Annotated in this window: 21 protein-coding genes; 10 read left to right on the top strand and 11 right to left on the bottom strand. The window is 70.7% G+C overall.

The window, feature by feature from the left end; genetic code table 11:
- Nucleotides 1-376: 376 nt before the first annotated feature.
- Nucleotides 377-2,440 (top strand): penicillin-binding protein 1C, encoded by a 2,064-nt coding sequence (gene pbpC, locus ACFOWB_RS03165; RefSeq protein ID WP_378145638.1) that lies wholly within the window; start codon nucleotides 377-379, stop codon nucleotides 2,438-2,440.
- A 101-nt stretch (nucleotides 2,441-2,541) separates the two neighbouring features.
- Nucleotides 2,542-3,201, top strand: a complete 660-nt coding sequence (gene grpE, locus ACFOWB_RS03160; RefSeq protein WP_378146072.1) for a nucleotide exchange factor GrpE — start codon at nucleotides 2,542-2,544, stop codon at nucleotides 3,199-3,201.
- Nucleotides 3,202-3,207: 6 nt separating this feature from the next.
- Here the strand turns inward: grpE and ACFOWB_RS03155 are convergent, their stop codons facing one another.
- Nucleotides 3,208-3,918 carry a hypothetical protein gene (locus ACFOWB_RS03155; RefSeq protein WP_261401354.1) on the bottom strand — a complete coding sequence of 237 codons (711 nt, stop codon included), beginning with the start codon at nucleotides 3,916-3,918 and terminating at the stop codon, nucleotides 3,208-3,210.
- A 96-nt stretch (nucleotides 3,919-4,014) separates the two neighbouring features.
- Here ACFOWB_RS03155 and leuD point away from each other — a divergent pair, with 96 nt between their 5' ends.
- Both leuD and ACFOWB_RS03145 read left to right on the top strand, forming a co-directional pair.
- Nucleotides 4,015-4,620, top strand: coding sequence for a 3-isopropylmalate dehydratase small subunit (gene leuD / locus ACFOWB_RS03150; RefSeq protein ID WP_261401355.1), 606 nt, complete (start codon nucleotides 4,015-4,017; stop codon nucleotides 4,618-4,620).
- Between the two features lie 242 nt (nucleotides 4,621-4,862).
- Nucleotides 4,863-5,246: a RidA family protein gene (locus ACFOWB_RS03145; protein ID WP_261401356.1), complete on the top strand. Its 384-nt coding sequence runs from the start codon at nucleotides 4,863-4,865 to the stop codon at nucleotides 5,244-5,246.
- Between the two features lie 16 nt (nucleotides 5,247-5,262).
- Here ACFOWB_RS03145 and truA read toward each other — a convergent pair whose 3' ends face one another.
- From truA to def, 3 genes are all read right to left on the bottom strand, one after another.
- Nucleotides 5,263-6,024, bottom strand: a complete 762-nt coding sequence (truA, locus tag ACFOWB_RS03140; protein WP_261401357.1) for a tRNA pseudouridine(38-40) synthase TruA — start codon at nucleotides 6,022-6,024, stop codon at nucleotides 5,263-5,265.
- 187 nt (nucleotides 6,025-6,211) lie between these two features.
- Entirely contained in the window at nucleotides 6,212-7,129 is a 918-nt protein-coding gene (fmt, locus tag ACFOWB_RS03135; protein WP_261401358.1) for a methionyl-tRNA formyltransferase, read from the bottom strand.
- A gap of 164 nt (nucleotides 7,130-7,293) precedes the next feature.
- On the bottom strand, nucleotides 7,294-7,860 hold the full coding sequence (gene def, locus ACFOWB_RS03130) for a peptide deformylase (protein ID WP_378145633.1): 567 nt from the start codon (nucleotides 7,858-7,860) through the stop codon (nucleotides 7,294-7,296).
- 102 nt (nucleotides 7,861-7,962) lie between these two features.
- Between def and ACFOWB_RS03125 the strand changes: the two genes are divergently transcribed.
- Nucleotides 7,963-9,114, top strand: a complete 1,152-nt coding sequence (locus tag ACFOWB_RS03125; protein ID WP_378145631.1) for a DNA recombination protein RmuC — start codon at nucleotides 7,963-7,965, stop codon at nucleotides 9,112-9,114.
- Between the two features lie 336 nt (nucleotides 9,115-9,450).
- On the opposite strand, the gene ACFOWB_RS03120 is transcribed toward ACFOWB_RS03125, so the two are convergent.
- Entirely contained in the window at nucleotides 9,451-10,152 is a 702-nt protein-coding gene (locus ACFOWB_RS03120) for an orotate phosphoribosyltransferase (RefSeq protein WP_378145629.1), read from the bottom strand.
- Nucleotides 10,153-10,243: 91 nt separating this feature from the next.
- Here ACFOWB_RS03120 and ACFOWB_RS03115 point away from each other — a divergent pair, with 91 nt between their 5' ends.
- Nucleotides 10,244-11,401 carry a winged helix-turn-helix domain-containing protein gene (locus ACFOWB_RS03115; protein WP_261401360.1) on the top strand — a complete coding sequence of 386 codons (1,158 nt, stop codon included), beginning with the start codon at nucleotides 10,244-10,246 and terminating at the stop codon, nucleotides 11,399-11,401.
- Nucleotides 11,402-11,598: 197 nt separating this feature from the next.
- On the opposite strand, the gene ACFOWB_RS03110 is transcribed toward ACFOWB_RS03115, so the two are convergent.
- Both ACFOWB_RS03110 and ACFOWB_RS03105 read right to left on the bottom strand, forming a co-directional pair.
- On the bottom strand, nucleotides 11,599-11,928 hold the full coding sequence (locus ACFOWB_RS03110; RefSeq protein ID WP_261401361.1) for an antibiotic biosynthesis monooxygenase family protein: 330 nt from the start codon (nucleotides 11,926-11,928) through the stop codon (nucleotides 11,599-11,601).
- Nucleotides 11,929-12,057: 129 nt separating this feature from the next.
- Nucleotides 12,058-12,567: a GNAT family N-acetyltransferase gene (locus ACFOWB_RS03105; RefSeq protein ID WP_378145626.1), complete on the bottom strand. Its 510-nt coding sequence runs from the start codon at nucleotides 12,565-12,567 to the stop codon at nucleotides 12,058-12,060.
- A gap of 152 nt (nucleotides 12,568-12,719) precedes the next feature.
- Here ACFOWB_RS03105 and trmD point away from each other — a divergent pair, with 152 nt between their 5' ends.
- Both trmD and rplS read left to right on the top strand, forming a co-directional pair.
- Nucleotides 12,720-13,439, top strand: coding sequence for a tRNA (guanosine(37)-N1)-methyltransferase TrmD (gene trmD, locus ACFOWB_RS03100; protein ID WP_261401362.1), 720 nt, complete (start codon nucleotides 12,720-12,722; stop codon nucleotides 13,437-13,439).
- 78 nt (nucleotides 13,440-13,517) lie between these two features.
- Nucleotides 13,518-13,931: a 50S ribosomal protein L19 gene (gene rplS / locus ACFOWB_RS03095; RefSeq protein WP_378145624.1), complete on the top strand. Its 414-nt coding sequence runs from the start codon at nucleotides 13,518-13,520 to the stop codon at nucleotides 13,929-13,931.
- A gap of 403 nt (nucleotides 13,932-14,334) precedes the next feature.
- Here rplS and ACFOWB_RS03090 read toward each other — a convergent pair whose 3' ends face one another.
- The 4 genes from ACFOWB_RS03090 to ACFOWB_RS03075 all read right to left on the bottom strand — a co-directional run bounded on the left by ACFOWB_RS03090 (nucleotide 14,335) and on the right by ACFOWB_RS03075 (nucleotide 18,001).
- On the bottom strand, nucleotides 14,335-14,814 hold the full coding sequence (locus tag ACFOWB_RS03090) for a hypothetical protein (RefSeq protein WP_261401363.1): 480 nt from the start codon (nucleotides 14,812-14,814) through the stop codon (nucleotides 14,335-14,337).
- A gap of 34 nt (nucleotides 14,815-14,848) precedes the next feature.
- The gene (gene rlmN, locus ACFOWB_RS03085) at nucleotides 14,849-16,063 is read right to left on the bottom strand and encodes a 23S rRNA (adenine(2503)-C(2))-methyltransferase RlmN (RefSeq protein ID WP_378145622.1); all 1,215 of its coding nucleotides are present in this window, start codon (nucleotides 16,061-16,063) and stop codon (nucleotides 14,849-14,851) included.
- A gap of 138 nt (nucleotides 16,064-16,201) precedes the next feature.
- Nucleotides 16,202-17,266 carry an AbrB family transcriptional regulator gene (locus tag ACFOWB_RS03080; RefSeq protein ID WP_378145620.1) on the bottom strand — a complete coding sequence of 355 codons (1,065 nt, stop codon included), beginning with the start codon at nucleotides 17,264-17,266 and terminating at the stop codon, nucleotides 16,202-16,204.
- A gap of 84 nt (nucleotides 17,267-17,350) precedes the next feature.
- Nucleotides 17,351-18,001: a TetR/AcrR family transcriptional regulator gene (locus ACFOWB_RS03075; RefSeq protein WP_261401367.1), complete on the bottom strand. Its 651-nt coding sequence runs from the start codon at nucleotides 17,999-18,001 to the stop codon at nucleotides 17,351-17,353.
- Nucleotides 18,002-18,162: 161 nt separating this feature from the next.
- Between ACFOWB_RS03075 and ACFOWB_RS03070 the strand changes: the two genes are divergently transcribed.
- The gene (locus ACFOWB_RS03070) at nucleotides 18,163-18,423 is read left to right on the top strand and encodes a hypothetical protein (RefSeq protein WP_378145617.1); all 261 of its coding nucleotides are present in this window, start codon (nucleotides 18,163-18,165) and stop codon (nucleotides 18,421-18,423) included.
- 16 nt (nucleotides 18,424-18,439) lie between these two features.
- On the top strand, nucleotides 18,440-19,846 hold the full coding sequence (locus ACFOWB_RS03065) for a L,D-transpeptidase family protein (RefSeq protein ID WP_378145615.1): 1,407 nt from the start codon (nucleotides 18,440-18,442) through the stop codon (nucleotides 19,844-19,846).
- Nucleotides 19,847-20,107: the final 261 nt, after the last annotated feature.

Here is a 20,107-nt window from a genome sequence, read left to right as displayed (position 1 = left end):
CGGACGGCCCGTCGGCCGATCCGGGATCGTCTTCCGGAAAGGGCGCCGCTGGCCTCCACCGCCACCCTTCGGGTGGCCCCCCTCCTCCGCTTCGCAGAGGAGGATCAAGGAGGCGCAGGCGTTCGTGCGCGGATCCTCCCCTGTCCGCAGGACGGGGAAGGGGGACCGCGAAGCGGTGGAGGGGGCCGGCGCCGCCGCCTTTTCAGACCATGGCGGCCGGATCAACCGCTTTTCTCCCTCCCTCCCAGAGGGGAGGGAGGCGCGCCGCGAAGCGGCGTGACGGGTGGGGTGGCTGGGCGTAGCGCGGCGCCGTTCCATTCTGGGGCCCACCCCACCCCACCCTTACCCTCCCCTGTCCCAGGGGAGGGAGGCTGAGATGTCCCGCCTCTTGATCCGCATCGCCGGCTGCGCGGCTGTCGCAGCTCTCGTCGCCGGCTCCGCGGCCGCGATCTCGCTCGCCTCGTACCCCGCGCCCGAGCCCGGCCGCGCAAGCCTCCTCTCGACCCTCGTCAACGACCGCGACGGGCGGCTTCTGCGCCCCTTCGCGGCGGCCGACGGGGCGTGGCGGCTGGCGGTGGCGCGCAGCGAGGTCGATCCGCGCTTCCTGAAATTCCTTACCGCCTATGAGGACAAACGGTTTTTCGCCCATCCGGGGGTCGATCCGGTGGCGGCGGTTCGCGCGGCGCTTCAGGCGGCGCGCCATGGCGGCGTGGTGTCGGGCGGTTCGACGCTCACCATGCAGGTCGCGCGCCTGCTCAATCCGGATCGCTCGAGGACGCTGACCCGCAAGTGGCGCGAGGCCGGCGCCGCGCTCGCGCTCGAACGGCGGGTCGGCAAGGAGGGGGTGCTCGACCTTTATTTCCGGCTCGCCCCCTATGGCGGCAATCTCGAGGGCGTGCGGGCCGCGAGCCTCGCCTTCTTCGGCAAGGAGCCGGCGCGGCTCTCGATCGCCGAGGCCGCGCTGCTGGTCGCGATCCCGCAGTCGCCCGAAACCCGCAGGCCCGACCGCGACGCCGCGGCGGCCAAGCGCGCGCGGGATCGCGTGCTCGACAGGCTCGCGGCCGCAGGCGCGATCACGACGGCGGAAGCGACCTACGCCCGCGACGAACCGGTCCCCGACGCCCGGCGCGACTTCCCGAACCTTGCGGCCCACGCGGCGGAGGCCGCGGCGCGGCGCGTGGGCGCCGGCGGGGTCGCGCGCCTCACCGTCCGGCGCGATCTCCAGCGCGCCCTGGAGGAGCTTGCGCGCGACCGGGCGCGCTCGCTCGGGCCGGGCCTCTCGGTCGCGATCGTGGCCGTGGACCACAGGACGGGCGCGATCGAGGCCTCGGTCGGCTCGGCGGATTATTTCGACGCCACCCGCGCCGGCGCGCTCGACCAGACCCGCGCCATCCGCTCGCCGGGCTCGGCGCTCAAACCCTTCATCTACGCGCTCGCCTTCGAGAACGGCGTCGCGGCCCCCGCGACGCTGATCGAGGACCGGCCGTCGCGCTTCGGCGACTACGCGCCGCGCAATTTCGACGAGGGCTTCCACGGCACCGTCAGCGCGAGCCAGGCGCTCGCGCTCTCGCTCAACATCCCGGCGGTCGCGCTGCTCGACGCGGTCGGCCCGGCGCGGTTTTCCGCGCGGCTTCGCGCTGCGGGCGGGCCGCTGGCGCTTCCCGCGGGCGAAACCCCGGGGCTCGCGGTCGCGCTCGGCGGCGTCGGGATCCGGCTCGTCGATCTCGCCACGCTCTATGCCGGCCTTGCGCGCGGCGGCGCGACCATTCCGCTCGCGATCGACCCCGCCGATCTCGCCGACCCGGCGTCTCCCGGCCGCAGGCTCTGCGATCCCGTGGCCGCCGCAGCCGTCGCGCAGGCGCTCTTGAAGAGCCCGCCGCCCGAGGCCGCGCTCGGCGGGCGGCTCGCCTTCAAGACCGGCACCTCCTACGGCTATCGCGACGCCTGGGCGGTCGGCTTCGACGGCCGCCGCGTGGTGGCGGTCTGGGCCGGGCGGCCGGACGGCGCCTCGAGCGCGGGGCTCGTCGGCCGCGACGCCGCGGCCCCGATCCTGTTCGACGCCTTCGCGCGCATCGGCGAGGGCGTCGCGCCGCTGCCGCCGGCGCCTCAATCGGCTCTGCTCGCCTTCGCCGATCTTCCCGAACCGCTGAAGCGTTTCCGTCCCGCTGGCGCGCCGCTTCCCGTGGCGGGCGTCCGCGAGGCCGCGCCGCTCGCCGTGGCCTTCCCGCCGGACGGCGCGCGGGTGGAGCTTGCGGGCGGCGACCTGTCGCTGAAGGCCGCGGGCGGCGTGGCGCCGTTCCGCTGGCTCGTCGACGGCCGCCCGCTGCCGCCGGAGCGCCGCCGCGAGGCGTTCTGGAGCGCGCCGGGTCCCGGCTTCGCCCGCGTCACCGTGATGGACGCGACCGGCGCGAGCGCCTCGTCGAGCGTGCGGATCGAGTGACGGCTCGTCCGTCACGGCTTGATTTTTGCGCCCCCGCGCCTGATATCCGGCACGTTTCCAGCCCCCTTAGCGATGGACCAGAGCCGCTCATGCCGGATCCGATGTCGGCCGACAACACGCCCAAGACCGAAAGCCGCACGGCCGAGACCGACGCGACCGCAGCCGAGGCCCTCACCGAGGAGCAGCGCGCAGACCAGGGCGTCGAGCCCGAGGTCGCGGCCCCCGCGCCGGACCGGACCGCCGAGCTCGAAGCCGCGGTCGCGGATCTGCGCGACCGTTTGCTGCGCGCCCACGCCGAGATGGAGAACCTGCGCCGCCGCACCGAGCGCGAGACGCAGGACGCCAAGCGCTACGCCAACACGGCGTTCGCCCGCGACCTGCTCGCCGTCGCCGACAATCTGCGCCGCGCGATCGACTCCGCGGCGCCCGGCAAGCCCGACGACGAATCCGTCGACGACGGCGCCGATCCCGCGCTCACCGCCTTCCTGCAGGGCGTCGAGCTCACCGAGCGCGAGCTTCTGAAGGCGCTCGAGAAGAACGGCGTCACGCGGCTCGCGCCGCACGGCCAGCTGTTCGATCCGCATCGCCACGAGGCGGTGTTCGAGGCGCCGGACTCAAGCGTGCCGACCGGCACGGTGGTCCAGGTCATGCAGGACGGCTACATGATCGGCGACCGCATCCTTCGGCCCGCGATGGTGGGCGTGGCGCGCGGCGGCCCGAAGCCGGCCCCTGCGACGCCGGGCGTCGACAGGTCGGCCTGAGCCGCCTCAGCCGGCCGGCCGCAACAGGCGGCCGACGAGGCCCGGACGCGTCGGGGCGGCCGCCTTGCCGGCCGCGACGCGGGCCACGAAGAGCCGCAGCGCCTCGGCGTAGAGTTGCATGTCGCGGATGTTCGCGGCCGCGATCCTGTCGCGCTTTCCGTCCGGCACGGGGTCGTCCCGGTCGGTCGTGTTGTAGCGCCGCTTGAGCTGGGGCGCGTCCTCGCCGAAGAGCAGCGAGAGCCCGAGCTCGAAATGCTCCGAGATCCCGACGAAGCCGAGCTCGGAGAGCGCGAGCCCCTTCAGGAACCGGCTCTGGATCTCCTGGATCTCCTTGGTCCGGGCGAAGGCGCCGAGGCCGACGTCGCCGGACTTCACCCGGTCGGCCAGCGCCTTCAGCTCCAGCGGCTCCTGCCGGTAGAATTCATAATGCGACAAGGTCCGCTCGACGGGGTCGCGCAGCCAGGTCCAGACCTGCGACGGGCTTTCGACCAGCGGCGCGACATGGGCGGCGTGGAAATGGCCGTGCAGCACCTCGAAACCGCGCTCGGGCAGCCTCGCGGCGGCCTCGGCGAGCTCCTCGCGCCGCACGCGCAGGCCGTCCGTCGTCTTCGGGTCGAGCACGCCGTAATAGAGAGCGAGCCCGTCGCCGTAGCGCGCCTCGAGCGCGTGGCGGAAGCTGGTGCCGGCGGTCTTGGGAATGTGGATCGAGAAGATCATATCTGCGGCGCGGCGTCCGAAGCGGTCGTGAGCGGGGCGCGAGGTTGACCTCGGACGCGCGCGGTAGCAAGACGTGCGGCTTCAGGAGAACGAGCAATGCAGAGCTTCACCACGCTGACCGGCGTCGCAGCGCCCCTGCCGCTGATCAACATCGACACCGACATGATCATCCCGAAGCAGTATCTCAAGACGATCAAGCGCACGGGGCTCGGCGCAGGTCTGTTCTCCGAGCTTCGCTACAACGCCGACGGCAGCGAGAACCCGGACTTCGTGCTGAACAAGCCGGCCTACGCCGACGCGCAGATCCTGGTGGCGGGCGACAATTTCGGCTGCGGCTCGTCGCGCGAGCACGCGCCCTGGGCGCTGCTCGACAAGGGCATCCGCTGCGTAATCTCGACCTCGTTCGCGGACATCTTCTACAACAACTGCTTCAAGAACGGCATTCTGCCGGTGATCGTGACGCCGGAAGACCACGCCAAGCTGATGGACGACGCCGAGCGCGGCGCGAACGCGCGCCTCACCGTCGATCTGGAAGCCCAGGAGATCCGCGGCCCGGACGGCGGCGTGGTGAGGTTCGACATCGATCCCTTCCGCAAGCGCTGCCTGCTGGAAGGCCTCGACGACATCGGCCTCACCATGCAGAAGGCCGACACGATCTCCTCCTTCGAGGACAAGCTCGCGGCCGACCGCCCCTGGGCGTGAGCCGCGCGACGTCATTCCGGACGGTCCATCGGGCCGATCCGGAATCGTGTTCCGGCCATAACGCGGGCCCCCTCCACCGCTAAAGCGGTCCCCCTCCCCCGCTTCGCAGGGGAGGATACGCGCACGACGCGCTTCGCCTTTTCTTGATCCTCCTCTGCGTGAGCGGAGGAGGGGGACCACCCGCAGGGTGGTGGAGGAGGCCGACGCTGACCTCTCCACTCTCTTCCGCAAGAAGGCTCAAGATGACCCGCCGCTTGATCTCCACCGGCTCGCCCTTCGAGAAGTCCGCGGGCTACAGCCGCGCCGTGGTCGACGGCGACCTCGTCTTCGTCTCCGGCACCACCGGCTACGACTATGTCTCGATGTCGATGCCCGAGGGCGTCGAGGCGCAGGCCCGCAACGCTTTCGCCACGATCGAGAAGGCGCTCAAAGAAGCCGGCGCGACCTTCGAGGACGTGGTGCAGACCCGCTACTATCTCGTCGACGCGGACGGCGCCGCCGACCTCTTCAAGGTCACGGGCGAGATCTTCGGCGAGATCCGTCCCGCCAACACCACCATTCTCTGCGCCCTGCTGAAGCCCGAGATGAAGATCGAGATCGAGGTTCTGGCGCGGCTGAGGCGCTGAAGGCGCGCCGCGCCCGTCAGACGGGCGGGCTCTCCGCCTCCGGATAATCCACCCGGACCAGCGTGAGGCCGTCGGGCGGCGCGACCGGGCCGCAGGCGGCGCGGTCCGCGCGCGCGAGCGCGTCGCCCATGTCGTCCGCGCTCCAGCGGCCGAGCCCGACCTCGACGAGCGAGCCCGCTATCGAGCGCACCTGGTTGTGCAGGAACGAGCGCGCGTCGGTGAAGATCAGCACGCTCTCGCCCTCGCGCAGGACGTCGAGCCGGTCGAGCGTCTTCACCGGGCTCAGCGCCTGGCAGGCGGCGGAGCGGAAGGTCGTGAAATCGTGGCGGCCGAGCAGACGCTTGCCGGCCGCGTCCATCGCCTCGACGTCGAGGCGCTTGGGCACCCGCCACGCCCGCCCCGCCATCAGCGCGAGCGGCGGGCGGCGGTCGACGATGCGGTAGACGTAGTGCCGGCGGATCGCCGAGAAGCGCGCGTCGAAATCGTCCGCGACCTCCTCGGCTTCGAGCACGGCGATCGGCGCGGGGCGCAGATGGGCGTTTGCGGCGTCGCGCAGCTTGTCGGGGCGGATCGGTTTCGTCAGGTCCACATGCGCCGCCTGGCCCGAGGCGTGGACGCCGGCGTCGGTGCGGCCGGCGCCCTTCACGGTCACCGCCTCATGCGCGAAGGCCGCGATGGCGGCTTCGAGCGCGCCTTGCACCGACGCGCCGTTGGCCTGCCGCTGCCAGCCGACGAAGGGGCCGCCGTCATATTCGATGATGAGCCGGTAGCGCGGCATCAGCCCCTTCCTTCCCCACTCCCCCTTGTGGGGAGGGGTCGGGGGTGGGGGGGGGTCCGAAAGAGGCGAAAAGGGCGACGGCGCTCTGCGCGCGACGGGGTCGCTCTGTTCTGGGCCACCCCCATCCTTACCCTCCCCACAAGGGGGAGGGGGCGGAGACGCCGTGTTTGGGTCTGGGGCGTCCGCATCAGCCGAGCAGCGTCCCGGGCGCGAGACGCGCGCCGTTGAGGAAGGCCGCCGCCGGGACCGGCCCCTTGCCGGCGCGCTGGACCTCGAGAAGCCGCACCGCGCCCGATCCGCAGGCGACGGTGAGGCGCTCGTCCAACAGTTCGCCGGGCGCGCCGGCGCCGTCGGCGAGCGTCGAGCGCAGGACCTTCACGCGCTCTCCGCCAAGATCGAACCAGGCGCCGGGGAAGGGCGACAGGCCGCGGATGCGGTCATGGACCTCCGCACCCGGGCTCGCCCAGTCGATCCGCGCCTCGGCCTTCTCGATCTTGGCCGCATAGGTGACGCCGTCCGCCGCCTGCTCGCGGAACGACAGCGCGTCCTTGCCCAGCGCGGCGACCGCGCGGGCCATCAGGTCGGCGCCCACGGTCTTCAGCCGGTCGTGAAGCTCGCCGGACGTCTCGTCCGGGCCGATGGCGAGGCGCTCGGCCATCGCCACGGGGCCGGTGTCGAGACCCTCCTCCATGCGCATCGCCATGACGCCGGTCTCGGCGTCGCCCTCCATCACGGCGCGCTGGATGGGCGCGGCGCCGCGCCAGCGCGGCAGCAGCGAGGCGTGGAGGTTGAGGCAGCCGGCTGGCGGGACGGCGAGCGCCTCGGGCGGCAGGATCAGCCCGTAGGCGACCACGATCGCGGCCTCCGGCTCGAGGTCGCGGAACGCCGCGATGGTCTCGGGATCGCGGAACGTCTTCGGCGTGTAGACCGGGAAATTGAAGCCTTCGGCGAGCTGGTGCACGGGCGTCTTGGTCAGCTCCATGCCGCGCCGCCCGGCGGGCTTCGGCGCGCGGGTGAAGACGGCTGCGATCTCATGGCCGTGGCCGACCAGTTCGGAGAGGACGGGGGCCGCGAAGTCGGGCGTTCCCATGAAGACGAGGCGCATCGCTTGATCCTTGGAGTCGCGGAGACCTCAGCCGTCATCCCGGCCGAAGAGCCGGGATCTATGAACGCCGGCCTTGCCGAAACCGGCCGACCGTTTCGGTTCTGGGTCCCGGGTCAAGCCCGGGACTACGGCGGCGTCTCCCGCGCCGGGCGCTCGATGGCCGCTCAGCCCTCGTCGCCGTCCGGCTCGCCGCCGCGGCCGCGCTTGGGAAAGCTCGGCAGCTCGCCCATCGCCCGGGCCTTCTCGAACTTCTTCACCACCCGGTCGCGCTTCAGGCGCGAGATGTGGTCGATGAACAGCACGCCGTTCAGATGGTCGATCTCGTGCTGCGCGCAGGTCGCCATCAGCCCCTCGGCCGCAAGCTCGCGGGTCTCGCCCTCGACGTCGAGATAACGCACCAGAACCTTGGCCGGGCGCTCGACCTCCTCGTAATAGTCCGGGATCGACAGGCAGCCCTCGTCATAGACCGAGAGCTCGTCCGACACGGTGACGATCTCGGGATTGACCAGCACCAGCGGCTGCGGCTCCTCGTCCTTGCCCGCGAGATCGATCGTCACCACGCGCTTCTCGACGCCGATCTGGATCGCCGCGAGCCCGATGCCGGCGGCGTCGTACATCGTGTCGAACATGGTCTGGACCAGCGCCTTCAGCTCGGCGTCCGAGCGCGAGACCGGCGCGGAGACGCGGCGCAGCTTCGGGTCGGGCAGGTAGACGAGTTTTTCGGCGGCCATGAGGTCGCGACCTGTTCGATGGGAAAGGACGCCCGCGACTAAGGCCTTGCGGCGCGGGCGTCAACATGTTCTTAATTTGTTCCCTGTGATGCTTGCCCCGACATGACCAGCGACGTCCTTTTCACGCTTTCCGGCCACCCGGTTTCGACCGCCGAGGTCCTCGCCTTCGCGGCCGCCTCGGCGGTGGGCGCGCTGCTGCTCGTGCTGCTGACGCTGATGTCTTCAAGCGCCGCGCGACGGCGCGAGGCGCGGGAGGCCGAGGAGCGGCTCGCGGCGATCGAACGGCTTCAGGCGGAAGCCGCGGGACGGCTGCAGGCCTTCGCCTCCGCGCTCGGCCAGCGCCAGTCGGACCTCGCTCGCGGGGTGGCCGAGCGGCTCGACGCGGTCGGCCAGCGGGTCGGCGACGGGCTGAGCGCCAATGGCGAGGCGACCGCCGAGCAGCTCAAGAAGCTCGAGGCCCGGCTCGCCGTGATCGACGCCGCCGGCGCCTCGATCGGCGCGCTCGCGGGGCAGGTCACGGACCTGAAAGCCATTTTGGCCAACAAGCCCGCCCGCGGCGCCTTCGGGCAGGGCCGCATGGAGGCGATCCTCAAGGACGCGCTTCCCCCGTCCGCGGTGACCTTTCAGGCGCAGCTCTCGACGGGCGTGCGGCCGGACGCGATCATCCGCCTGCCGGGCGACCCGCGCGGCCTTGCGGTCGACGCCAAGTTTCCGCTCGAGGGCTTCGAGCGCCTGCGCGTCGCCGAGAACCCGGAGGCGGTGAAGGCGGCGGAAGCGAAGGTGCGGGCCGATCTCGGCAAGCACGTCTCGGACGTGAGCCAGAAGTATCTTCTGGCGGGCGAGACCCAGGACGTCGCGCTGCTGTTCGTGCCGTCGGAACAGATCCACGCCGAGCTCGCCGAGCGCTTCGACGATGTCGTGGCCCGGGCCCATCGCGCCCGGGTGCTGATCGTCTCGCCGTCGCTCCTGATGCTCGCGGTTCAGGTGGTGCAGGGGCTGACGCGCGACGCCGCGATGCGCGAGCAGGCGCATCTCCTGCAGGCCGAGGTCGGGCGGTTGCTCGACGACGTCCGCCGGGTGGGCGAGCGGGTGGAGAAGCTGAAGGCCCATTTCGGGCAGGTGGTGGGCGATCTCGACCAGATCGCGATCTCGACCGACAAGATTTCGCGGCGGGGTCTTAGGCTCGAGCAGATGGAGCTCGGCGAAGGCCCGCAGGCGCTGCCGAATCCGCTGCGGCGCGAGGCGGCGGAGTAGGGCAGAGGCGTCATCCCGGCCAAGCGCAGCGCGAGCCGGGATCGTGCTCCGGAAGAGGGCGGTCTTAGCGCTCGCGAGAGTGAGACGTCGCCGCCGCGCCTCCTCCACCATCGCTTTCGCGATGGTCCCCCTCCTCCGCTTCGCAGAGGAGGATCAAGAAGGCGCGGCGCTTCGTGCGCCGATCCTCCCCTGCGTTAGCGGGGGAGGGGGACCGTCCGCAGGACGGTGGAGGGGGCCGGCGGCGCCATTAACGAAGAACGCCTTATCTGGACGACGATCCCGGCTCGCGCTGCGCTTGGCCGGGATGACGCCGCCGCGCCTATTGGCGCGACGCCGTCACTTGTCTCCAAAACTCGACTTGCCGCCATGGGCCGCCGACCATTCCGCCGGCTTGTTCAGGAACGACTCGACGTCCGCGAGCTTGCTGGCGTCGACCTTGCCGTCCTCCTTCATGACCGCGAGCACGTCCCAGAAGGTCGCGAGTTCGGTGAGCTTCACGCCGATCCGCTCCATCGTGGCGCGGCTTTCGGGGAAGATGCCGTAGTGGAAGACCACGAAGGCGTGCTCGACGATCTGGCCGGCCTCGCGCAGCGCCTCGCAGAACGCGACCTTGGAGCCGCCGTCGGTCGCGAGATCCTCGACGAGAATGGTGCGCTTGCCGTCCTCGACCGCGCCCTCGATGCGGGCGTTGCGCCCGAACCCCTTGGGCTTCTTGCGCACATACAGCATCGGCAGCATCAGCCGGTCGGCGATCCAGGCCGCGAAGGGAATGCCCGCGGTCTCGCCGCCCGCCACCGCGTCGAGGCTCTCATAGCCGGCCTCGCGCAGGATGGTGGCCGCGGCGTCGTCCATGAGCTGGCGGCGGAGCCGCGGATAGGAGATCAGCTTGCGGCAGTCGGTGTAGACCGGGCTCGCCCAGCCGGAGGTGAAGATGAACGGCTCTTCGGGCCGCACATGGATCGCGCCGACTTCCAGCATCATGCGGGCCACCCGGCGGCCGATGGCATCGCGGGCGGGAAGGGTGGCGGGCTCGATCATGGCGGTCTCCGGGTCGTCTGTCCGGGGCGCAGCGTTAGCTTAGACCGCGGGCGTCGTCACGCCTCTCCTGAACCAGCCCGCGAGGTTCTCCATGGCGAAGGCCAAGCCCGTGACCATCGACGTCTTGCGCGCCCGCGCGATGTGGCTGCGCGCGCAGCGGCTCGACGAGGCGACGCCGTTCGGCGAGGGACCGCAGGCCGTGCGCCGGGCGGTGGAACATCTCGGCTATGTCCAGATCGACACGATCAACGTCATCGAGCGCTGCCACCACCACATCCTCTACAGCCGCATCCCGGCGTACCGGCGCTCGGACCTTGCGGCCGCGCAGACGGATGAAAAGTCGGTGTTCGAATATTGGACGCATGCGCTGTCCTATGTGCCGACCGCCGACTTCCGCTTCTTCATCCGCGCGATGGAGGCCTATCGGGCGAACCCGGCCAAGGCGTTTGCGGCTGAGACCGACGCGCGCGCCTACTCCGCGCTGCTCGCCCGCATCCGCCGTGAGGGCGCGCTGTCGATCCGCGACATCGACGACGATGTGCTGGTGGAGAAGACCCATCCCTGGGGCAGCCGGAAACCGTCCAAGGGCGCGCTGCGCTTCGGCTTCTACGCCGGCGATCTCGCGATCAGCCGGCGCGACGGCATGCTGAAGACCTATGAGATCGCGGCCCGCCATTTCGGCTGGGAGCGCCGCCCGCGGCCGGCGAGCGACGCGCAGACGGCGCAGTATCTGCTCGCCCGCGGTCTGCGCGCCCAGAGCCTCGTGAGCCTCGATTCGATCTGCTACGGCGACGCCAAGGCCAAGGCCGGCGTCGCGCCGCTGATCGAGGCGGGCGTGAAGCGCCGGACGCTCGTTCCGATCCAAATGGAGGGCGCGAAGGCGCCGGCGCTCTGGGCGGACGCCAAGGATCTGGAGGCGCCGTCGCCGGACGTCGATCCGGGACGCGTTCACATCCTGTCGCCCTTCGACCCGCTGGTGATCCAGCGCAAGCGCCTCGCGGCGCTGTTCGGCTACGAGCACCGCTTCGAGGCCTATGCGCCGGCCGACAAGCGCGTGCTGGGCTATTTCGCGCTGCCGGTGCTCGCCGGCGACCGGATCGTCGCCGCGCTCGACCTTAAGACGGATCGCAAGGCCAAGAAGCTGCTGATCCAGAAATGGACGTGGATCGCCGGGGAGACCGGCGAGCTGAGGCGGGCGATCGAGGATGAGCTCGGGCGCTTCGAGCGGTTTCAGCTCGCGGACGACTGAGGCTCGGCTGAACCCGACTGCGTGCTTCGAGACGCCGTCCTCGCGGACGGCTCCTCAGCATGAGAAAGGCTTGTGGTTCCGGTCAGTTGGGTTTTGGCGTGCTCCAACGATCCTCATGGCTCGAGGAGCCTGCCCTTCGGCAGGCGTCTCGAAGCGCGCAGGCGGCTGATCCAGGCCCGAACCGTCCGGGAGCGTCCTCAGGCCGCCTCGCGCTCCTTCTTCTCGACCAGCACCGCCTCGAAACCTTCGAACTGCGGGTGGCCGGCATACATCGGCTTGTTGGAGCCGGCCGAGGCGTGCGCCTTGCGGAAGGCCTCGGACTTCGTCCAGGCCTCGAAGTCGCCGCGCGAGCGCCAGATCGTGTGAGAGGCGTAGAGCACTGTCTCGTCGTCGGGGGGGCCTTTAAGCAGGTGGAACTCCACGAAGCCCGGGACCTCGTTCAGGTGCCGGTCGCGCTCGCGCCAGACGGTCTCGAAGGCCTCGGCCTCCGGCTTGAACACCTTGAAGCGGTTCATCGCGACGAACATGGGCGCATCCTCGAAAAGCTGTTGGCGCGAAGGTCTAGCGCGGAGCATGGCGGCTCGCCAGCGACCAGACCGCGAAGCGAGGGCGCCTCACGGCGACGGGATCAGACTGGACGAGTTCGAGACGCGCGGTCAGCGCCAGACGTAGGCGAACTTCTCGAGCGTCACGTCGCCGAAGTGCTCCACGCCGCGGGCCGCGAGCTTGCCGCCGAGGCGGGCGTAGAAGCCGCAGGCCGGGTCGTTGCCGGCGAGCGACCAGGCGGCGGCGCCCGAGAGGCCGCGGGCCGCAAGGTCCTGCCGGGCCGAATTGAACAGGCGCCGGCCGAGGCCAAGACCCTGATATTCGGGCTTGAGGTAAAGCTCGTAGACTTCGCCGCCGACCGCGAGCGTCGAGGCGCGGTTGCGGCCCGACGAGGCGTAGCCGACCGTCTCGCCGCCGAACATCAAAAGATTGAGCCGGCTGCCGCGGCGGATCGCGCCCGACCACCAGGAGGGGCCGCGCCGCTCGATCATACGCTCGAGCTCTCGTCCGGGGATGAGGCCGCGATAGGCGTTGCGCCAGGCGGCGTCGTGAACGTCGGCGATCGATGCGGCGTCCGCCGCGCTTGCAGGCCGGATCTCGATCGCTGCTGCCGTGCTCACATGGAGAGAGTAAGCCGGTCCCGCGCGTCGCGACAAGCGTCGAAATCGTGAGGGAGGACAAAGCCGCCCCGCCATGCTGTGGACGACGCGGAAGCTTCGGGCGATAGAGGCCCGCCAAGTTCCCTTTCGCGTGAAAGCCGACCCCCGAACCCATGTGGCGCGCCGCAGTCCTCACACTCTACCCGGCGATGTTTCCGGGCGTCCTCGGCCACGCGCTCGCCGGCCGGGCGCTCGGCCGCGCCTGGTCGCTCGACGCCCGTGACATCCGCGCGCACGCGATCGACCGCCACGCCACCGTCGACGACGCGCCGGCGGGCGGCGGCCCCGGCATGGTGCTGCGCGCCGACGTGCTGGCCGCCGCGCTCGATGCAGGCGGCGACGACGGCCGTCCTCGGCTTCTCATGACGCCGCGCGGAACGCCGCTCGCCCAGGCGCGCATCCGCGAACTCGCGAGCGGCCCGGGCGTCGTGATCGTCTGCGGACGCTTCGAGGGCGTCGACGAGCGGGTGATCGAGGCGAGGGGGCTGGAGGAGGTCTCGGTCGGCGACGTGGTGCTGTCGGGCGGGGAGGCGGCGGCGCAGCTGCTGCTCGACGCCTGCGTGCGGCTGCTGCCCGGCGTCATGGGCCACGAGGCGTCGGGCGACAGCGAGAGTTTCGAGGCGCCGCTGATCGAGCACCCGCATTACACGAAGCCGCGGGAGTTCGAGGGCCGCAGCGTGCCGCCGGAGCTCGTCTCGGGCGACCACAAGGCGACGGCGCGCTGGCGCAGGCTCGCCTCTCTGCAGGCGACGCGCGCGCGCAGGCCCGACCTCTGGGCGAAATATGTCGCATCCATTACAGGAGGCGTCGACAAACGGCGAGAAACCGAGTAGGAGACCCGCCGATCACGAGATTCCCCTGAAACTTCTCGTGCGTCCCGCGTTTCGCGGGAGACGCGGAGACATAACGCTATGAACATCATCGAACAGCTCGACCGCGAGCAGATGGAGGCCGTGACCTCCAAGCGCGAGATCCCGGACTTCGCTCCCGGCGACACCGTGACGGTCAACGTCAAGGTCAAGGAAGGCGAGCGCGTCCGCGTTCAGGCCTATGAGGGCGTGGTGATCTCCAAGTCCGGCGGCGGTCTCAACGAGACTTTCACGGTCCGCAAGATCTCCTACGGCGAGGGCGTGGAGCGCGTGTTTCCGTTCTTCTCGCCGCTCATCGACAGCGTGAAGGTCGTGCGCCGCGGCAAGGTCCGTCGCGCCAAGCTCTATTACCTGCGCGATCGCCGCGGCAAGTCGGCCCGCATCGTCGAGAAGCAGGACAAGAGCCAGAAGGGTTCTGCCCCGAAGGGCAAGGCTGCGGCGGCCGCCGCCGAGTAAGCTTCTGCTTCCTGCCAGTGTTTCGAACGGCGCGGCGCGAGCTGCGCCGTTTTTGTTTGCGCGATGGACGGCGAGCCGTTGGGGTCATCCCGGGTCGAGCCCGGGATGACGGGCTGCGGTTTCGCGCGCGATCCTCGCCGTCATCCCGGCCGAAGAGCCGGGATCCAGAACCGAGGCGTTCGATCCAGATCCTGCCGCGGGGGCGGTTCCGGATCCCGGGTCAAGCCCGGGATGAAGGGCTGTGGTTCCGGCGCGTCGGTTCTCAAAGGGCTGCGGTTTCGCGCGCGATCCTCGTCGTCATCCCGGCCGCAGAGCCGGGATCCAGAACCGAGGCGTTTGATCCAGATCCTGCTGCGGCGTCGGTTCTGGATCCCGGGTCAAGCCCGGGATGAGGGGCTGCGGCTCAGCCGCGCTTGTCTCCAGAGTCCGCCGCAGCGGTCTCCAGATCTCCGAGCCCCGACCTGCGCCCGGCGATCAGCCAGTGGGTCAGTCCGCCCACGAAGCCTGCGGCGAGGATCTCGGGCGCCGTGAAGGCCGGACCCTCGAAGCTCGTGGGCGCGAGCGACCACGGCATCAGCGCCGCGCCCGCGCCGGCCGCCGCGTGATAGATCCAGGAGCGGATCGAGAACATCTCGGCGATCAGCACCGCGACGATCGCGGGCGCGCCCATCAGCGGGGCGAACAGCAGCATCACCGTAAGCGCGTTCACCGAGAGGTCGTAGCCGAGGATCATGACGTCCTCGGGAAACAGCGACATGGCGTCGAAATGCTCGGCGGAGACAAGCGCGAGCAACACGAAGCCCGCGACGACGCCGCAGCAGAAGCCGAGCGGCGCGAAGATCAGCCGGGCGGCGAGACGCGCGAGCACGCGGTCGGCGTTCACGCGGCGGTCCGGTCGCGCATGCGCGGGACGCCGATCACTCAGCGGCCTCCATGGCCTCCCGCTCCTTCGCCCGGAGCCGCTTGGACTCGGACTTGAGCTGGCCGCAGGCCGCCGAGATGTCGCGGCCGCGCGGCGTGCGCACGGGGCTGGCGTAGCCCGCCCGGAACACGATCTCGGAGAATTTTTCGATCGTCTCCCAGTCCGAGCACTCGTAAGGCGAGCCCGGCCAGGGGTTGAAAGGAATGAGGTTGATCTTGGCGGGGAGCCCCGCGAGCAGCCGCACGAGTTCGCGCGCTTCGGCCGGGCTGTCGTTCACGCCCTTCAGCATCACGTATTCGAACGTGATGCGGCGCGCGTTCGAGGCGCCCGGATAGGTCCGGCAGGCCTCGAGCAGCGTCTTGATGTCGTATTTGCGGTTGATCGGCACGATGACGTCGCGAAGCTCGTCGCGCGCCGCGTGGAGCGAGATCGCGAGCTGCGCGCCGGTCTCCTCGCCGAGGCGCCGCATCTCGGGCACGACGCCCGAGGTCGAGACCGTGATCTTGCGGCGGCCGATGCCAAGGCCCTCGCCGTCCGCCATCACCTCGATGGCGTCGCGCACGGAGTCGAGATTGTAGAGCGGCTCGCCCATGCCCATGAAGACGATGTTGGTGACGAAGCGCCCGCCGTCGGTCGGCACCACCGCGCCGTCCGGGGCGGCCGCGTTCCAGTCGCCGAGCCGGTCGCGCGCCACGATGAGCTGCGAGACGATCTCGGCCGCGGTCAGGTTGCGCACCAGCACCTGCGTGCCGGTGTGGCAGAACGTGCAGGTGAGCGTGCAGCCGACCTGGCTCGAGACGCAGAGCGTGCCGCGCCCCTCTTCGGGGATGTACACCACCTCGACGTCCGCCGGGCGCTGGCGCGGCCCCTGGGCGGGCAGGCGCAGCAGCCACTTGCGGGTGCCGTCCTTGGAGATCTGCTCGGTGAGGATCTCGGGGCGTTCGAGCGTGAAGCGCTGGCTGAGTGCCGCGCGGAGATCCTTGGAGACGTTGGTCATCGCGTCGAACGAGGTCGCGCCGCGATTGTGGAGCCAGTGGTTGAGCTGCGCCGACCGCATCTTGACCTGCCGCTCGGGCACGCCCGCCTCGACGAGCGCCTCGCCGAGCCGCGCGCGCGTCATCCCGACGAGCGAGGGCTTCGCCGCGGGCTCCGCGACGGGCGCGACGGTCGGGGCCGGCCGGCTGCTATGGGCGATGTCGAGGTTGGTCATGGGGTCTGGAGACAGGTCGAAGTCTGGGCCTTCAGGCCGTTTGTGGCCGGGACATAGCACGAAGCGGCCTTCAGGCGAACCCGCCTGTGAGACGCTTCCGGTTCAGGCTTCAGATCGGCGGACAGTTCCTCTTCCGCCTCACACGTCTTCGTCGACGGGCGGAGACTTGTCGGGCCGCGCCGCCGCCGCGCCGATGAGGCGCGCGACGATCGGCACCGCGAAGGACAGCGCGATGAAGCGCGCGACGTGATGGGCCCCGACATAGGCCGGATCAAGGCCGAGCAGATAGGCGGTCAGCATCATGGCCTCGAGCGCGCCGGGCGCGAAGGCGACGAAGACCTGCGCGGCCGGAAGATTGAGCGCCCAGCCGACGCCGAAGGAGAAGACGAGCGCGAGCGCCGTCACCGCGAGGAAGGACGCGACGGTCGGCTTCAGCAGCGCCAGAATGTCCCGCGGCTTCAGGCCCGAGAACCGCGTCCCCACGATCGCGCCGAGCGCGACGAAGGAGGGCAGCGTCACGACGTCGGGCAGCTTCACGCCGATGACCCCGGTCGCATGCGCGGCGGCGCTCGCCATGAAGGCCCCGATCATCAGCCCGCCGGGCAGCCGGATGACATAGGCGACCGTGGCCCCGACGGCGGCGAGCGCGAGGATCGCGGCGGTCATCAGCGCGCCGGCCTGCGGCAGGCTGTGGACGACGGCCGGCTGCGCGCCCGTCATCGTCACGACCGCAGGCACCGCCGCCACCAGCACGAACACGCGGAACACCTGCACCACCGCGACCTTGCTCATATCGGCGCCCGTCGTCGAGGCCATGACGAGGATCGCCGACAGCGCGCCGGGCGGGGAGGCGTAGAAGGCGGTGGTGCGGTCGAAGCCGAAGCCGCGGCGCAAGGTGAGGTAGGAGACCGCCACCATGGCGGCGACCGCGAGCCCGAGCGCCACCATGCTGCCAGGCCACTTCATCACGCCCTCGATGGTGTCGGGCGTCACAGCCGAGCCCATCGAGGCGCCGAGCACCACGAACACGACCTCGCGCAGCTTGCGCGGGATCGGACGCACGAAGCCTGCGAGCGCGGCGGCGCTCGTCACCACCACGGAGCCGACGAGCGCCGGCGCCGGCATGCCGATCGCGAAGAACAGCACGGCCCCGAGCGCCGCGACGCCGAACGTCAGGACGAGATCGCGGCAGATCTTCAGCATTTCGGGAGTTTCGGGCGGCTGCGAACGTTCATGGGGCGCGACATCGGCCTTCGCGGCGGCAAGGTCAAACGCCGATTTCGCCGCTCAGCCTTGCGGTCCCGCAGGCGCGTAGGCCCGCATGAACACCTCGACGGCGCGCTCCACCAGATAGGCGAGGCGCTCGGGCGGGGGCGGAGCCTCGCCGCCGATCAGGACCGGCATCATCACCTTGGAGTGGCACATGGTGAGGAACTGCGCGGCCGCGACCTCGACGTCGTCGATGTCGAGCTCGCCATGCGCCACCTTCGCGGCGAGCCAGACCGACAGCCGCTTGATCCCGGCGCGCGGACCGGCGTCGAGAAAGAGCTGGCCGATCTCCGGGCGCCGCTCCGCCGAGCCGATGACCATGCGCACGGTCGAGACGTGGCTCGGCTCGATCATGGCGTGGATGAAGCTCTCGCCGAGCCGCCGCAGCACCTCGCGGACGTCGTGATTGTCGGCGTCGAGCTCGAACAGCCGCTCGGCGGTGAGCGCGCATTGCCGCTTCACGAGCTCGGCGAAGAGCTCTTCCTTGCTCTCGAAATAGACGTAGAGCGTGCCCTTGGACACGCCGGCCGCCTTGGCGATCTCGCCCATCGAGGCGGCGTCGAAGCCGTGGGCCAGAAACACCTGGCGCGCGCCGTCGAGCACCTGCCGGCGCTTCGCGCTGTCGAGCGCGTCTTCGACGGAGGACGATTTTTCCAACGTGGTCTGCATCTCGTCTCGATGCGCGGGCGAGCCCGCGCGTCACTCCTTCGAACTGGCCGTCCCGATCTCGCCGATCCGGCGCAGGCCGGCAACGAAGCCAGCGAGGGCGGCGTCTCGCCGGGCAGGCGCGCGATCGAACCCAAAGCACGGATCTTCGGCGCATAATGCGATTGACCGAACCGTTCGGTCAATATGGGGCGGGCGGCGGTCCGATCCAGATCGGCGCCGCGGCGAACGTCGCGATCATGCCCGCGCTCGTCGTCGCGCTCGTCTTCCCGGCGCGCGAGGGCGTCGATCACTTCGACGTGGGCGCGCGCCGTCGACCTGCTGGATCGCGGCGCGGAGCACGCCGCGCGCCTCGCGCGGGGCGGGAATTTGTTTACCTTGTCGGGCGATTGTCGGACCTGCCGGCGCGAAAAGGCTCGCGCTGACGGAGGACCGACGCCCATGACGAGCCGACTTTCGAGGATCGCCGTGGCCCTGTTCGCGATCGGGGGCGCGAGCCCCGCGACCGCCGAGCCGCTCGACCTGATCGGCGGCCTGCTGTCGCGCGAGACCCATGAGGCGGGAGAGTCCCGCCGCGCCCGCGTCCGCGACGTCGACTACACCGGCGCGATCGACCAGGCGCCCGTCGTTCCCGCTCAGTCCCCGGTCGCGGCGCCGGCCGCGCCCGCCCAGCACGCCCCCGCGCCGCGCCGCGCCGCAAGCCCGCAGCCGGCCGGCTATCCGGTCGACCTGCTGATCACGCTCGCCAACGACGCCGTGTTCACCAAGGACCCCTATCCGAAGGGCCAGCAGTCCGACCCGCGCATGATCAAGCTGCAGGTCCTGCTCGACCGCAATAACGCCTCGCCGGGCGTGATCGACGGCCTTGCGGGCGACAACGTCGTCAAGGCCGTGAAGGCGTTTCAGGAGATGAAGGGCCACGCGGTCACCGGCGTCATCGACGCCGAGATGTGGGCCGCGCTGGAAGCGACCTCGGCCGAGCCGGTTCTGGCCTCCTACACCATCACGCCCGAGGACGTCGCCGGGCCCTTCGTGCCGACGATGCCGCACGACTACGCCGAGCAGGCCGCGCTCCCGGGCCTGTCCTACCGCGACGCCGCCGAGATGCTGGCCGAGCGCTTCCACATGGACGAGGCCTTTCTTCGTCGCCTCAATCCCGACGTCACCTTCGCCGAGGCCGGCGTCGACGTCGTGGTGGCCAATGTCGGCAAGCCGCTGAAGGCCAAGGTCGCGCACATCGTGGCCGACAAGGCGCGCAAGCAGCTCCGCGGCTACGACGCGCAGGACCGGCTGATCGTGGCCTATCCGGCGACCATCGGCTCGTCCGACACGCCGTCCCCCACCGGCCACCACGCGGTGAAGGCGATCGCGCTCAATCCGGACTACTGGTACCGGCCGAAGGTCAATTTCGTGCAGGGGACCAACACCAAGGCCCTTCGCCTGCCGCCGGGACCCAACGGCCCGGTGGGCGCGACCTGGATCGGGCTCGACAAGCCGACCTACGGCCTGCACGGCACGCCCGAGCCGTCCAAGATCGACAAGACCAACAGCCATGGCTGCGTGCGCCTGACCAACTGGGACGCGCGCGAACTCGCCGGCATGGTGTCTCCGGGCGTCAAGGTGGACTTCCAGGAGCCGGAGGGCATGGTCGCGCCCGACGCCGAGCCGATGGCCGAGGTGCCGGCGGCGCCCGAGCGGGGCCGCGCGCTGGTCGAGGATTTCGGCCGGGAGTCCGCCCCGCTCGACGAACCGGCGCCGGTCGTCGAGGAGCGCCCGCGCGGGATGGACCCGCTGCCGGCCCCGCGCCTCGTGCCCGAAGCGCCGCGGGTTCGCCAGTCGATGCGGTGAGCGACGAAGCGTCATCCCGGGCGGCCGGAGGCCGAGCCGGGATCGGTTTCAGAACGTGACGTCGTCCGAATGCTGTCCCGACTTTTTGGGCTTTGTAAGGGTGGGATGTGACGGCGCCTCGATAAGAACGCGCGTCTCCCCCGCTCGTTTTTCCCTCCCTCGCAGAGGGGAGGGCGGCCCCGCGACTGCGGGGTCGGGTGGGGTGCCCGGGCGTAAAGCTGTCGGCCGCCGGAAAACGCGGCTCCAGCCTCCTCCACCATG

It is taken from the genome of Chenggangzhangella methanolivorans (genome assembly GCF_042648545.1).
Taxonomy (GTDB): domain Bacteria; phylum Pseudomonadota; class Alphaproteobacteria; order Rhizobiales; family Methylopilaceae; genus Methylopila; species Methylopila methanolivorans.
Note: the sequence above shows the minus strand (reverse complement) of the source record. Positions and strands in the feature narration are given on the sequence as shown.